The sequence below is a fragment of the Tabrizicola sp. genome (assembly GCF_041913445.1).
Lineage (GTDB): Bacteria > Pseudomonadota > Alphaproteobacteria > Rhodobacterales > Rhodobacteraceae > Tabrizicola.
In genome coordinates this window covers 271,068-283,870 of record NZ_JAYSFG010000001.1, presented here as the reverse complement: position 1 = coordinate 283,870, position 12,803 = coordinate 271,068, and the positions used below count along the sequence as shown (strand labels likewise).

11 protein-coding genes and 2 tRNA genes are annotated in these 12,803 nt (G+C 66.6%); 9 read left to right on the top strand and 4 right to left on the bottom strand.

Features of this window, described 5'->3' with window-relative positions; genetic code table 11:
- Nucleotides 1-70: 70 nt before the first annotated feature.
- Nucleotides 71-2,095 carry a CocE/NonD family hydrolase gene (locus tag ACE3Q6_RS01470; protein WP_374427072.1) on the bottom strand — a complete coding sequence of 675 codons (2,025 nt, stop codon included), beginning with the start codon at nucleotides 2,093-2,095 and terminating at the stop codon, nucleotides 71-73.
- Nucleotides 2,096-2,209: 114 nt separating this feature from the next.
- Here ACE3Q6_RS01470 and ACE3Q6_RS01465 point away from each other — a divergent pair, with 114 nt between their 5' ends.
- The 5 genes from ACE3Q6_RS01465 to ACE3Q6_RS01445 all read left to right on the top strand — a co-directional run bounded on the left by ACE3Q6_RS01465 (nucleotide 2,210) and on the right by ACE3Q6_RS01445 (nucleotide 5,443).
- The gene (locus tag ACE3Q6_RS01465) at nucleotides 2,210-3,439 is read left to right on the top strand and encodes a hypothetical protein (RefSeq protein ID WP_374427069.1); all 1,230 of its coding nucleotides are present in this window, start codon (nucleotides 2,210-2,212) and stop codon (nucleotides 3,437-3,439) included.
- A 185-nt stretch (nucleotides 3,440-3,624) separates the two neighbouring features.
- Nucleotides 3,625-4,560 (top strand): pirin family protein, encoded by a 936-nt coding sequence (locus tag ACE3Q6_RS01460; RefSeq protein WP_374427066.1) that lies wholly within the window; start codon nucleotides 3,625-3,627, stop codon nucleotides 4,558-4,560.
- 60 nt (nucleotides 4,561-4,620) lie between these two features.
- Nucleotides 4,621-4,697: transfer RNA gene (locus ACE3Q6_RS01455), tRNA-Asp, on the top strand.
- 234 nt (nucleotides 4,698-4,931) lie between these two features.
- Nucleotides 4,932-5,008: transfer RNA gene (locus tag ACE3Q6_RS01450), tRNA-Asp, on the top strand.
- Nucleotides 5,009-5,095: 87 nt separating this feature from the next.
- The gene (locus ACE3Q6_RS01445; protein WP_374427061.1) at nucleotides 5,096-5,443 is read left to right on the top strand and encodes a hypothetical protein; all 348 of its coding nucleotides are present in this window, start codon (nucleotides 5,096-5,098) and stop codon (nucleotides 5,441-5,443) included.
- A gap of 128 nt (nucleotides 5,444-5,571) precedes the next feature.
- Here the strand turns inward: ACE3Q6_RS01445 and ACE3Q6_RS01440 are convergent, their stop codons facing one another.
- Together ACE3Q6_RS01440 and ACE3Q6_RS01435 are read right to left on the bottom strand one after the other, a co-directional pair.
- On the bottom strand, nucleotides 5,572-6,015 hold the full coding sequence (locus ACE3Q6_RS01440; protein WP_374427057.1) for an N-acetyltransferase family protein: 444 nt from the start codon (nucleotides 6,013-6,015) through the stop codon (nucleotides 5,572-5,574).
- Nucleotides 6,012-7,385 (bottom strand): M20/M25/M40 family metallo-hydrolase, encoded by a 1,374-nt coding sequence (locus ACE3Q6_RS01435; protein WP_374427052.1) that lies wholly within the window; start codon nucleotides 7,383-7,385, stop codon nucleotides 6,012-6,014. The genes ACE3Q6_RS01440 and ACE3Q6_RS01435 overlap by 4 nt, the downstream gene beginning before the upstream one ends.
- Before the next feature lie 189 nt (nucleotides 7,386-7,574).
- On the opposite strand from ACE3Q6_RS01435, the gene hemA reads away from it, so the two are divergent.
- The 4 genes from hemA (at nucleotide 7,575) to ACE3Q6_RS01415 (ending at nucleotide 11,835) form a co-directional block, all read left to right on the top strand.
- The gene (gene hemA, locus ACE3Q6_RS01430; protein WP_374427044.1) at nucleotides 7,575-8,807 is read left to right on the top strand and encodes a 5-aminolevulinate synthase; all 1,233 of its coding nucleotides are present in this window, start codon (nucleotides 7,575-7,577) and stop codon (nucleotides 8,805-8,807) included.
- A 120-nt stretch (nucleotides 8,808-8,927) separates the two neighbouring features.
- Complete coding sequence (locus ACE3Q6_RS01425; RefSeq protein WP_374427039.1) at nucleotides 8,928-10,154, top strand: helix-turn-helix domain-containing protein; 1,227 nt, start codon at nucleotides 8,928-8,930, stop codon at nucleotides 10,152-10,154.
- Nucleotides 10,155-10,222: 68 nt separating this feature from the next.
- Nucleotides 10,223-11,347, top strand: coding sequence for a flavodoxin-dependent (E)-4-hydroxy-3-methylbut-2-enyl-diphosphate synthase (gene ispG, locus ACE3Q6_RS01420; protein ID WP_374427036.1), 1,125 nt, complete (start codon nucleotides 10,223-10,225; stop codon nucleotides 11,345-11,347).
- The gene (locus ACE3Q6_RS01415) at nucleotides 11,344-11,835 is read left to right on the top strand and encodes a cupin domain-containing protein (RefSeq protein WP_374427033.1); all 492 of its coding nucleotides are present in this window, start codon (nucleotides 11,344-11,346) and stop codon (nucleotides 11,833-11,835) included. The genes ispG and ACE3Q6_RS01415 overlap by 4 nt, the downstream gene beginning before the upstream one ends.
- Here ACE3Q6_RS01415 and ACE3Q6_RS01410 read toward each other — a convergent pair whose 3' ends face one another.
- Nucleotides 11,836-12,726: a LysR family transcriptional regulator gene (locus ACE3Q6_RS01410; RefSeq protein WP_374427030.1), complete on the bottom strand. Its 891-nt coding sequence runs from the start codon at nucleotides 12,724-12,726 to the stop codon at nucleotides 11,836-11,838. It abuts the gene before it with no gap.
- Between the last annotated feature and the right edge of the window lie 77 nt (nucleotides 12,727-12,803).

The window sequence follows — 12,803 nt, the reverse complement described above, 5'->3', positions numbered from 1 at the left end:
ATTCTTTTGTTGACTTGTGAATCAATAAAACCCGAACCCCGCCGTGCGACAAACCTTTTTTCGCCCCGGCCTACACAAACTTGCGGTCGACCTCCTCGTCCCAGTCGCGCTGGAAGACGACGCGCTCACCCTCCCAGGCCGTCAGCCGCGCCGTCATGCGCAGATGCGTCGCGGTCGCGGTCATCACCGTCTCGGCCCGGGTCTTCACCCGCCAGTCGCCCCGGCTCAGCCGCTGCTCCCAGGTGATCTCGGCCCGAGCGCTCAGCGGGTCTGCCCCCACCTCCCAACGCTCGGTCGTATGTTCCCCGGTGACCAGCCCGTGGCTCAGGTTCTCCGGGTCGCCCTGGTCATCCTCGACCACCAGCGCATGGCGCCCGGTGATCAGGTCGCTCTCGATCCGCCGACTGGCCGACCCCACCCGCAGCATCCTGTGCTTCCACGGCGGCGCGGTTTCCGCAGGGGGAGGGGTCCATTCCGCGTCGCCCGTCCCCTGGTGGACAGGCAGATCCAGGCTCGCCTGCGTGATCTCCAGTGTCGCGGCCTCCGGCGAGGGCCAGACGAAGGGCCAATAGGTCGTCGACAGCGCCAGCCGCAGACGATGCCCCGCCGCCACACGGTAGCCCATTTGATCCAGCACCAGTTCTATGTCCTCGGGCACGCCGGGCAGCATCGGCTCGGGCGCCTCCCGGCTGCGCCGATGGCACAGGTTCAGAATGCCATGCGCGATCCGGGTAGAGGACCCGTCCGGCGCCACGTCACACAGACGCGCGACGATAAAGGCCAGCGGTTTGTCCGACGACAGCCGCAAGGTCAGCTTCGCAGCCCCCAGCAGCTCCAGCGGAGCCTCCAGCACTGCCCCATCAAAACACACCGACAGCGCATCATCCGCCCGCTGGTCGCCCGCCATCTCGGCGTTAAGGCCCATCGGGAAGAACTCGCCCGCCGTCATCCCCAGGTGCTGCGGCGTGCAGACCGAGGCATGGAGCGGCCCCGCCACCCCAAGGCCCGCATCCGACACCATCAGCACCCGACGCGAAACCCTGGGCGTCGGCCACTCTGCTTCCGCAATCCAGTGCCCGTCCCGATGGTCCGCACTCGGGTTCGGCGGCGCCGAATGCAGCATGTAGGCCCGCAATGCCGGGTCCTCCTCGGCGCCGTTCTCGATGCCCTTCAGCCAGCGGTCCCACCAGCGGATTGCCAGTTGCAGGAAGCCGATCTTCGGCCCCGGCACCGCGGTATGCGGATACTGGTGCACCCAGGGCCCGATGATCCCCTTCACCGGCCCGCGCGCATTCTCCATCAAATGCGCGACGGTATTCATGTAGTTGTCGTTCCAGCCGCCGAAGGACAGGATCGGCACCGTCATCCGGTCCCAGTCCTCGCAGATCGACCCGTGCTTCCAATAGGCGTCCCGCGTCTGGTGGCTCGCCCAGCCCGGAGCGTGGAAGGGCTGGTTCCGAAGCCGCTCAAGCCACGTCTCCCGCCAGCCGTTGTGCAACAGCGGGTCCCCGGGGCGCGAGGAATAGGACAGCATCACGCTGCCCCAGCCGAAGTTCTCGCCCAAGAGCGCGCCGCCCTTGAAGTGGATGTCGTCGGCGAAGCGGTCCGTGGTCGAATAGACGCTGATCACCGCCTTCAGGGCAGGGGGCTGCAGGAAGGCCGTCTGCAGGCAATTGAACCCGCCCCAGCTCTTGCCCATCATCCCCACGGTCCCGCTGCACCACGGCTGCTTCGAAAGCCACGCGATCACGTCGCAGGCGTCCTGCAGCTCCTGGGCGGAGTATTCGTCCTCCATCAGCCCTTCGCTGTCGCCGTTGCCGCGTATGTCCACCCGCACGCAGGCATAGCCGTGGCCCGCGACGTAAGGATGCATCAGCTCATCCCGGGGCAGGGTCCCGTCGCGCTTGCGGTAGGGGATGTATTCCAGCACCGCCGGCACCGGCTTCGTCGCGGCATCGGCGGGCATCCAGACCCGGGCAGAGAGCCTTGTACCATCCGGCATCGGAATGCCCAGGTCCTCGATCTCGGTGATCTGTTCAGGGAAGTTCGAGCGGATCGTCACGGGATAGGGGCCTTTCCGATTCTCTGCCCCCATCGGATATTATCCGTTCGTGCAATTCAAGCTTTGTGTGGACGGCCGAACCCGATTGCGTTTGGCCAAAGGGCGGGTAGTGTCACGGATATTCGCGGTAGGTGTTTGGTAAGACTGATGGTCCGTGCGTACTTCATTCTTCTTGCAGTCGCTTCCGTCCTGACCCTGGTTTTCGCTATCCCCGGGATCACACTGATAGTGCTGATCTTCACTTTCGGCTTCACATATCCGCTTCTCTTCGTACTGCCGATGGCGACGCTACTGCTCTGGGCGCTGCTTCCCGCTGTCCTGGCCCGCAACAGTTGGCTTCGCTGGCCCGCCCTTGCGCTTGGCCTCGCGCTCCCCTCATCGCTGCTGCTCCTGCCCGGGACGGCCGACCGAAAGGCGCAGGGACTGATCGAGGCAAAAAACCCCGTCGCCGCGCAGCCCGTGTCGTTTACTCGGCCCTCGGGGGTCGAAATCATCCGCAAAGTCAGCCACAACCCGGATTTTTACAGCTTTGACGGCGTGCGCTCCAGCTTATACGGCGAGGCTCCGTGTTTCGACATTTGCGAACGGCTGCTGACAGGAGGTAACGTCACTTGGGTTCGCATCGTGCTGCGTGACGATGCCTTCGCCAACGACAAGGCCGAGACCAGCGCCCGCTTTGTCCTCGCCAGGGATGCCGACTGCCACGCCCTCAGCGCGGACTTCCCGGCCGAGGGCTCCACCTGCATCCGCTTCGCGCGTGACGAGGGGCAGCAAGCTGCATTGGTACTGGACCTTCAGGATGACCGTGTCCGGAAAGACCGGTCCACCGCCGCGTGGCCGCTGGATGAGATCGGCTACCGTACTGCTACAGCCCATGCTGGGGATAGCACCGACGGCCCCATTCTCTTCCGTGGCGTGCAACTGTTCTACGAGCGTCCGAACGGGCTGGTGGTTCTCGACCCAGGCGATCTCAACGGCGATGTCGGGGGAGGCTTTGCCCTCTGGCGCACACGTTCGGTCACGCCGCCGATCGACCTTGCCGCTGCGATCAGTGGCCTCGGCCTTGCGCTAGGGCCTACGCGGCCAATTCCACCCAAGACGCCGGGCACCGAAACGAAAAACTCGATCGGCCCGCCGCCCGACGCGCAGGACGCAGCCTATGTCGCGTCCCTGCTTGCGCTTGGCCCGTCGCCCTATCCCGGCAGTCGCTCCAATGCCTTCGCGCAGGTCGTGATCGGATGGCAAGACAAGCTGCGTCGGAAAAAGCCGATAACGGAGGCTGACCGGGTGATCCTCTGCGCTTCACTTGAGGAGACGTTCATTCCCACCTCCTTTTGGGCGGTTCAGCTGCGGAACAAGAACCTGCGCTGCGAGTGACGTGATCTGGCGCGGGTTAAGAATCCCCTAACGCCCGCAACCAACCCATTGAATCCAGACAACATCCAGCGTTTTGTCCACCGTGGACACTTTCCCCTGTTCACCCTCGCACAGCCCCCGCGCGGCCAGATCGGGATGAAATTCCGCCCCCCCGGGTCTACCTTCCCCTGCAAAGGAGACCCCCCATGTGGAACCCGCTTCTCGACCCCTCGATCCCGATCGGCACCCAGGTCGACCAGATCGAGACCGTCATCGTCCCCCGCGCCCGCGACCTCGGCGGGTTCGAGGTCCGTCGTGCCCTCCCGTCCGCCCAGCGGCAGATGGTCGGCCCCTTCATCTTCTTCGACCAGATGGGTCCGGCCGAGTTCCTGACCGGGCAGGGCATCGACGTCCGCCCCCACCCCCACATCGGCCTCGGGACGGTCACCTACCTCCTGAAAGGCCGCCTCCACCACCGCGACAGCCTCGGGACCGACGCCTGGATCGAACCGGGCGCGGTCAACTGGATGCTGGCGGGGCAGGGGATCACCCACTCGGAGCGGACGGATGGTGAGGCCCGCAAGGCCCCCCTCTCGATGTTCGGCCTCCAGACCTGGCTTGCCCTGCCGAAGGACCGCGAGGAGGATGTGGCCGGTTTCACCCACCTTCCCAAGAACCAGCTCCCGGAACTGGAAGGCGAGGGGAAGCAGGTCCGCCTCATCCTCGGCCACGCCTGGGGCGAGCGGGTGGGTCTCGACATGCCGTCCGAGGTCTTCTACGCCGACGCCCTTCTCCAGCCCCACGCCTCCATCCCGCTGCCTGACGACCACGAGGACCGGGGGGTCTACGTCCTGGAAGGCGAGGTCACCTGCGCGGGCCAGGTCTTCGAGGCGGGCCGGATGCTCGTCTTCCGCCCGGGCGACCGGGTCTCGGTCCAGGCGGGGCCGCAGGGGGCGCGGGTGATGCTGCTGGGCGGCGCCACGATGGACGGGCCGCGGTTCATCTGGTGGAACTTCGTCGCGTCCTCGAAGGAAAAGATCGAGGCCGCGAAAGAGGCCTGGCGGGCGGGCGACTGGATGCACGGCCGCTTCCACCTCCCCCCCGGGGACGACCACGAGTTCATCCCGGCCCCGGATCGCTGAAAAACCCGCGCTTCCCCCATTGACGCCCCCGGGGGAAGCGTCTATCCCGCCCCTCAGCGCGCGGTGGTAGCTCAGTTGGTTAGAGTACCGGCCTGTCACGCCGGGGGTCGCGGGTTCGAGCCCCGTCCACCGCGCCAGCTTCCCTTCAGAGTGACAGCAAGGATGTCCACGCAGGACAGCCTTTGGGTATTGCGATAAATCAATGCCTTGGCCGCGGGCATTAGCCGGCCGTCAACCATGATGTCGCGTCGATTTTCCCGGCGCTTTTGGCTGCGCCAAGCTCTCTTGCTCCGTTCCGAAGGTCCGTAGCGAGCGAGGCGCGTTTCCCGCTTGACGCCCCCTGTCCAACCCCTTATCTGGCCCCTCAGCGCGCGGTGGTAGCTCAGTTGGTTAGAGTACCGGCCTGTCACGCCGGGGGTCGCGGGTTCGAGCCCCGTCCACCGCGCCAGCTTCCCCTCCCAGGGTCATGTTTCCCAGCCTCGCGCCCTTTGCCGCGAGCGGCTAGGCGTTTGTCCTGACCTGGAAGGAGTTTCGCATGATCCGTATCGCCCTTGCCCTTGCACTGTCGGCAACTGCCGCCCAGGCCGAAGGGTCCGTCGCCCTGCCATCAGGATTTGACGGCGTCTATGCCACCGAAGGCCTTGGCTGTGACGATCTTGGTCGGGTCGAAGTCGGGGGTGGCGTGATGGTCGGCGCCGAGTTCGCGATCACCGTCACCGATTTGATCGAATTCCCCGGCGAGCCGAACAAGGTCGAGGCCACGTTGCTGAACGAAGGCGGCGGCGGGTCCTGGACGGATTCGGCGGTGATCACGCTGGCCGAGGACGAGCTGCGCTTCGAGTATCCAGATGGTTCGGTCGCGACCTGGACCCGGTGCGACTGAGGCGAACGCAGTGCCGCTCGTGGGCGGAAACGAGGCTCCTTGCGGCGCGACCTGGGCCCAAAATCCTTAAGCAAGGATTTTGACAAATTTCTTACTCAAGAAATTTGGGTCCCAGTCGCAGCGGTGCGCTACAGCGTCATCCGGTAGCGGATATGCCCGTCGTTGTCGCAGAACTGGTCGTAAAGCCGCCGAGCCGTCGTGTTTTCGATCTCGGTCAGCCAGTAGAGCCGCCGCCAGCCATTCGCGCGGGCGATGGCCACCAGGTCCTCGATCAGCGCGCGCCCCAAACCCCGCCCGCGCGCCTCGGGCGCGACGAAGAGGTCTTCGAGGTATCCGTCGTCGCCCATCACCCAGGTCGAGGGGTGGTGTTGGTGGATGGCAAACCCCTGCGGGATGCCGTCCAGGACCGCAAGCCGGGCGGTCAGCGGGCTTCCTGGGTCCATCAGGCGTGTCCAGGTGAAGGCGGTCACGTCCGGCGGCAGGGTCAGCCCGTAGCCGTCGAGGAAGCCCTGCCACAGTCGCAGAAAATCCCCTTCATCCGAAGGCCTTGCGTCGCGAAGTTCAAGCGTCATGCGATGCGTGCCAGGATGCGCGCCCAGGACCGGATGCCCTTGTGGAAGGACTCCAGGTCATACTTCTCGTTCGGGGAATGGATCTGGTCGTCGTCGCGGCCGAAGCCGATCAGCATCGCGTCCATTCCAAGGATCGTCTTGAAGTAGCCTGCCACCGGGATAGAGCCACCAGCGCCCACGAAGGCGGCGGGGCGGCCCCATTCCTCGGTCAGCGCCTGCCGCGCGGCCTCGAAGGCCGGGTCCGCGATCTCCATCACCGATGCAGGCGCGCCGTCGCTGCCGCCATGCCAGACGATCTCGCAATCGGCGGGCATCTGCGCCTCGGCCCAGCGTTTGAAGGAGGCGATGATCTTCTCGGGGTCCTGGCGCGAGACGAGGCGGAAGGATACCTTGGCATGGGCCTCGGACGGCAACACCGTCTTGAACCCGGCACCGGTGTAGCCGCCCCACATCCCGTTCACCTCGGCGGTCGGGCGGGACCAGATCTTCTCCAGCGGCGTCCGGTCCTGTTCGCCCGCCGGGACCGACAGTCCCACGTCGCCCAGGTAGCCCGCATGGTCGAAGGCCAGCGCCTGCCACTGCTGGCGCAATGCATCGGGCAGTTCGTCGACATCGTCATAGAAGCCCGGGACCTGCACCCGGCCTTGCGAATCGTGCAGCCCCGCCAGAAGCCGCGACATCAGGTGGAGCGGGTTCTGCGCGAGCCCGCCATACATCCCGGAGTGAAGATCGCGGCTGGCGGCGCGGATGGTGAACTCGGCCTTGCAAAGGCCCCGCAGCATCGTGGTGATGGCGGGGGTGGCTTCCTCGAAAAGCCCGGTGTCGCAGATGAGCGCGAGGTCGCAGGACAGCTCTTCGCGGTTCTGTTCCAGGAAGGGAACCAGCGAGGGCGAGCCCGATTCCTCCTCACCTTCCAGGAAGATCGTGAGCTTCCCGGGCAGCGTGCCGTGGACATGTTTCCAGGCGCGGCAGGCCTCGATGAAGGTCATCAACTGCCCCTTGTCGTCACTGGCACCACGGGCGCGGATGACCTTGCCCTTGGGGGTATCCTGCAGCTCGGGGTCGAAGGGCGGGCGGTCCCAAAGCTCCAGCGGATCAACGGGTTGCACGTCGTAGTGGCCGTAGAAGAGGATATGCCGCTTCCCCTCGCCACCGTGGCCCACGACCATGGGATGGCCGGGGGTCTGGGCGGCGCGGGCGTCGAAGCCCAAGGACCGCAGATCCTGGGCCAGCGCCTCGGCCGTCCGCGCGCAGTCGGCCTTGTAGGCGGGGTCGGTGGAGATCGAGGGAATCCGCAGAAGCTCCATCAGCCGGTCAAGCGATTGGGGCAGGGTTTCGTCGATGCGGGCCAGGACGGCTTCGAGGGACATTCTCACTCTCCGGGATTTGATCAGGAAGCAGCCTAACAGGCGGGTCGGGACTGTCCAGAGCGGGCGGGCTGCGGTAAGGGAAGGGAATGGGGTGACAAATCGCCTACTTGGCAAGCGCGCCCGTTTGACCGAAATCAAGGCACCCATGCGGGGGTTCAGGCAGGACCGTCGCAAAAGGAACCGGGACGCATGACCAGATACGACGACGCCATCGACGCCAGCCTGCAACGCCTGCACGACGAAGGCCGCTACCGCACCTTCATCGACATCGCGCGGGCGCAGGGGCAGTTCCCCCACGCGGTCTGGACGCGGCCCGACGGGTCCAAGAAGGACATCACCGTCTGGTGCGGCAATGACTACCTGGGCATGGGGCAGCACCCCGAAGTGCTGACGGCCATGCACGAGGCGCTGGATGCGACCGGCGCGGGCTCGGGCGGGACGCGAAACATCTCGGGCACGACGGTCTGGCACAAGCGGCTGGAGGCCGAGCTTGCCGACCTCCACCAGAAGGAAGCCGCGCTGGTCTTCACCTCGGCCTACATCGCCAATGATGCGACGCTGTCGACGCTGCGGGTCATCTTTCCGGGTCTCATCATCTATTCCGACGCGCTGAATCATGCCTCGATGATCGAGGGCGTGCGGCGCGGGGGCGGCGAGAAGCGGATCTTCCGCCACAACGACGTGGCGCACCTGCGTGAATTGCTAAGCAAGGACGACCCGGCGGCGCCGAAGCTGATCGCCTTCGAATCGATCTATTCGATGGACGGCGACTTCGGCCCGATCGCGGAAATCTGCGACCTGGCCGAGGAGTTCGGCGCCTTGACCTACCTGGACGAGGTGCACGCCGTCGGCATGTACGGCCCCCGCGGCGCGGGTGTGGCCGAACGTGACGGGCAGATGCACCGGGTGGACATCATCAACGGGACGCTGGCCAAGGCCTATGGCGTCTTCGGCGGCTATATCGCGGCCTCGGCCCGGATGGTGGACGCGATCCGCTCCTACGCGCCGGGGTTCATCTTCACGACGAGCCTCCCGCCCGCCGTTGCTGCAGGTGCAGCCGCTTCGGTCCGCTTCCTGAAGGGCGAGGGCGGCGTTGCCCTGCGCGAGCGTCACCAGACTCAGGCGAAGATCCTGAAGCTGCGGCTGAAGGCGATGGGCCTGCCGATCATCGACCATGGCAGCCACATCGTCCCGGTCCACGTGGGCAACCCCGTGCACTGCAAGATGCTGTCCGACATGCTTCTGGAAGACCACGGCATCTACGTCCAGCCGATCAATTTCCCGACCGTTCCCCGCGGCACCGAGCGGCTGCGCTTCACGCCCTCGCCGGTGCACGGCCCGGGCGAGATCGACAAGCTGGTGCGGGCGATGGATGCACTCTGGTCCCATTGTGCGCTGAATCGCGCCGAACAGGTCGCATAAGCCCTTTGGGCCGTGGCAAAGCCCTTGCCCTATGCTAGTGTTTGTCCAATACGAACAACGATGTGAGTCGCTGGGGAAGGCGGCCACGCGGACGGGTGCACCGAAGGGGACAGCGGGCAGATGATCGGTTGGAGGTCGAAACCTTCGACAACCGAAGAGGACAAGCCAAAGGGCTTTGACGACTTCGAGTTGCGGCTCGGCGATCTCATGCGCGGCGAGAGGGCCACGCTTGGGAAATCCCTGCTGGATGTCCAGCGCGAGCTGAAGATCAAGGCCACCTACATCGCCGCCATCGAGAACGCCGATCTCTCGGCCTTCGAGACCCCCGGTTTCGTCGCTGGCTACGTCCGGTCCTACGCCCGCTACCTGGCGATGGACCCGGAATGGGCCTTCGAACGCTTCTGCGCCGAGGCGGGCTATACCGTCTCGCACGGGCTGTCGTCCGCTGCCGCGCCGCAGCAACTGGCCAAGGCGCGCGCCCGGGCGGATTATGCCGACCCGCTGGCCGACCCCAACGCCAGCTTCATCCCGCGCGGCGAGGCGATCTGGAGCCATATCGAACCCGGCGCCGTGGGCTCCATCGCCGTGCTCGTCGCGCTGATCGGGGCCATCGGCTATGGCGGCTGGTCGGTCCTGCAGGAAGTGCAGCGCGTGCAGCTGGCCCCGGTGGACCAGGCCCCGACCGTGGTGGCCGAGATCGACCCCCTGATGAATGCGGGCACCGCAGCTCCGCAGATCGCTGTTGCCCGACCGGCCGAACCCGCCGCCGAAGCCGTGGCCAGCGCCGAAGGCTCGGCGAGCCCCGATGTGCTGGACCGGCTGTATCGCCCGCAGGCGCTGGATGTGCCGGTCCTGACCTCGCGCGATGGTCCCATCGCCGCGATCAACCCGCGTGAGACGGGCGTGCTGACCGAAGTGGCCGAGGCCGCTGCCGTGGACCAGGCCATCGACCAGGCGGTCGAGGGTGAGGTGCAGGTCGTCGCCGAAGCCAAGCAGGGGATCGAGGTCCTGGCCGTGCGTCCGTCCTGGGTGCGGGTCAACGCGGCCGACGGCACGGTCCTGTTCGAAAAGATCCTCGACGCGGGCGAACGCTATGTCGTGCCGCCGCTTGAGACCGCCGCCCTGTTCCGCACCGGCAATTCCGGCTCCATCTACTTCGTGGTCGACGGGCAGACCTATGGTCCGGTCGCCCCCGGCGCGCAGGTGGCCAAGGACATCCCGCTCTCGCCCGAGGCGCTGACGCAAAGCTTTGCCCAGGCCGATCCGTCGGCGGATGAGGATCTGGCCAGGTTCGCCACGGCGGATGCCTCGGACGTGGTCGCGCCTGCGACCGAAGCGACCGAATAACCGCTCGCCCATTGCCGGCTTCTCCCGCGCGGCCTATGCTCGCGCGGGAAAGAACCGGAGCCCTTGCGATGACCCACAACCCCGTCCGCCCCTGGCGCAACATTCAGCGTCGGACGTCGCGGCAGATCAGGGTCGGCAAGGTCCTGGTGGGGGGCGATGCGCCGATTTCCGTCCAGACCATGACCAACACGCTGACCACCGACGTGGCGGCGACCATCGAACAGATCCAGCGCTGCGCCGTGGCCGGGGCCGACATCGTCCGCGTCTCCACGCCCGACGAGGAGTCGACCCGCGCGCTGAAGGAGATCGTCGCCGAAAGCCCGGTCCCGATCGTCGCGGACATCCATTTCCACTACAAGCGCGCCATCGAGGCGGCCGAGGCGGGCGCGGCCTGCCTGCGGATCAACCCCGGCAACATCGGTGACGCCAAGCGCGTGGCCGAGGTGGTGCGCGCCGCCAAGGACCACGGCTGTTCCATCCGCATCGGGGTCAACGCCGGGTCGCTGGAAAAGCACCTCTTGGAGAAATACGGCGAGCCGTGCCCCGAGGCGATGGTGGAATCCGGCCTCGACCACATCCGTCTGCTTCAGGACAACGACTTCCACGAATTCAAGATTTCGGTGAAGGCGTCGGACGTCTTCCTGGCCGCCGCCGCCTACCAGCAGCTTGCCGACGCGACCGACGCGCCGATCCACCTGGGGATCACCGAGGCCGGAGGGCTGGTCTCCGGCACGGTGAAATCGGCCATCGGGCTGGGTAACCTTCTTTGGATGGGCATCGGCGACACGATCCGCGTCTCGCTGTCGGCGGACCCGGTGGAAGAGGTAAAGGTCGGCTACGAGATCCTGAAATCTCTCGGCCTCCGCCACCGGGGCGTCACGATCATTTCCTGCCCCTCCTGCGCGCGGCAGGGGTTCGACGTGATCAAGACCGTCGCGGCGCTGGAGGATCGGCTGGCGCACATCACCACCTCGATGTCCCTGTCGATCATCGGCTGCGTGGTGAACGGCCCCGGAGAGGCGCTGATGACCGACATCGGCTTCACCGGCGGCGGCGCGGGGAAGGGGATGGTCTACCTGGCGGGCAAGCAGGATCATACGCTCTCCAACGACAAGATGATCGACCACATCGTCGGGCTGGTGGAAAAGAAGGCGGCCGAGATCGAGGCGGCCGAAAAGCTCGCCGCCGAATGACCCGCCCACCCGAGATCGTCCGCTGGGGGGACATCGAGCGCCCCGAGTGGTCCTATGAGGGCCGGACCGAGAAGATGGGCCGCGATGCCGATTACGGCCGCCACTTCGGCTTTGCGCGGTTGGGTCTCCACCATGTCCGGCTGATGCCCGGTCATCGCACCTCGCTGCCCCATGCCGAAAGCGCCGAGGATGAGTTCGTGCTCGTGCTGGAGGGCACTCCCGATGTCTGGATGGACGGGGTGCTGCACCGGCTTTCGCCCGGCGATGCAGTCGGCTTCAAGGCCGGGACCGGTGTTGCGCACAGCTTCCTGAACAATACCGACGCCGAAGTGCGCCTCTTCGTGGCCGGCGACACGCCGCGCGCCGAGAACAAGGTGATCTACCCGGTGGATCCGGACCGCAAGCCCCTGCGCAGCGACTGGTGGGAGGACGCCCCCGCGCGCCCGCTTGGACCGCATGACGGGGTGCCTGACCGGCAGAAGGGCTGATCAGTCCTCGCCCAATTCCTGCGCCAGGTGGTCGATGAAGGCGCGGAGCCGCGCGGTGACCGACTGGGCCGAGGGATAGACGAAGTAGATCGCCTTCCGGGGGGTGGACCAGTCGGGCAGGACGCGGACCAGGCGGCCTGCCGCGATCTCGGCCCGGGCGATCATGCCGGGAAGGGCGGCCACCCCCGCGCCGACCACCACCGCATCTCGCACCGCCAGATGCGAGCCCAGCCGCAGGGGCGGGTCGTAGGGCAGGGAGATCTCTTCGGACCCGTTCTGCAGTGGCAGGCCGCCGGCCCAGACCGTGGCAAGCCCCACCATCGGAAAGCGCGGCAGGTCGGTCGGGTGGCGCAACTGGTCCAGGTCGGGCAGGGTGGGGGAGGCCACCAGCATCGCCTGGCCATGCAGAAGGCGGCGCGCCACCTGCGTCGAATCCTCCAGCGGGCCGAAGCGGATACAGCCGTCGAAGCCTTCCTCCAGAAGGTCCGGCGTCCGGTCGAGGAAGTGGATTTCCAGCGTCACCTCGGGGTGCTGGGCGCGGAAGCTGGCGGCGATGGGGCCGATGAGAAGGTTCCCGATCACCTGCGGCACCGCCAGCCGCAGATGCCCGCGCGGGGTGCCCCCGGATTCCCCCAGCGCGCGGCGGATATCCTCGGCCTCGCCCAGCAGCCGGTCGGCGCGGGCGGCAAGCACCTCCCCCTCTTGCGTGGGGCGAAGCGTGCGGGTCGACCGTTCGATGAGCCGCACGCCCAGGTGGGTTTCGAGGTCGGCCACGCGCTTCGAGAGCGTCGATTTCGGCACCCGCAGGGCCAGGGCGGCGGCAGAGAACGAGCCTTCCCTGAGGACGGTCCGGAAACCGCGCAGGGCGGTCAGGTCGAGATCATTGTCCATGAGTGTGGACGCACCTTGCAGGAATGGCTGACTTGTCCATAATGGTGGATTGCGGCATCTTGCACAAGACCAATCAA

What these genes read in the sequence shown, in the direction of transcription:
- ACE3Q6_RS01465 (WP_374427069.1), top strand. Translation starts at nt 2,210, where the DNA reads ATGGTCCGTGCGTACTTCATTCTTCTTGCAGTCGCTTCCGTCCTGACC.
- ACE3Q6_RS01415 (WP_374427033.1), top strand. Translation starts at nt 11,344, where the DNA reads ATGACCCGCCCACCCGAGATCGTCCGCTGGGGGGACATCGAGCGCCCC.
- ACE3Q6_RS01460 (WP_374427066.1), top strand. Translation starts at nt 3,625, where the DNA reads ATGTGGAACCCGCTTCTCGACCCCTCGATCCCGATCGGCACCCAGGTC.
- ACE3Q6_RS01470 (WP_374427072.1), bottom strand. Translation starts at nt 2,095, where the DNA reads ATGGGGGCAGAGAATCGGAAAGGCCCCTATCCCGTGACGATCCGCTCG.
- ACE3Q6_RS01410 (WP_374427030.1), bottom strand. Translation starts at nt 12,726, where the DNA reads ATGGACAATGATCTCGACCTGACCGCCCTGCGCGGTTTCCGGACCGTC.
- hemA (WP_374427044.1), top strand. Translation starts at nt 7,575, where the DNA reads ATGACCAGATACGACGACGCCATCGACGCCAGCCTGCAACGCCTGCAC.
- ACE3Q6_RS01445 (WP_374427061.1), top strand. Translation starts at nt 5,096, where the DNA reads ATGATCCGTATCGCCCTTGCCCTTGCACTGTCGGCAACTGCCGCCCAG.
- ispG (WP_374427036.1), top strand. Translation starts at nt 10,223, where the DNA reads ATGACCCACAACCCCGTCCGCCCCTGGCGCAACATTCAGCGTCGGACG.
- ACE3Q6_RS01440 (WP_374427057.1), bottom strand. Translation starts at nt 6,015, where the DNA reads ATGACGCTTGAACTTCGCGACGCAAGGCCTTCGGATGAAGGGGATTTT.
- ACE3Q6_RS01425 (WP_374427039.1), top strand. Translation starts at nt 8,928, where the DNA reads ATGATCGGTTGGAGGTCGAAACCTTCGACAACCGAAGAGGACAAGCCA.
- ACE3Q6_RS01435 (WP_374427052.1), bottom strand. Translation starts at nt 7,385, where the DNA reads ATGTCCCTCGAAGCCGTCCTGGCCCGCATCGACGAAACCCTGCCCCAA.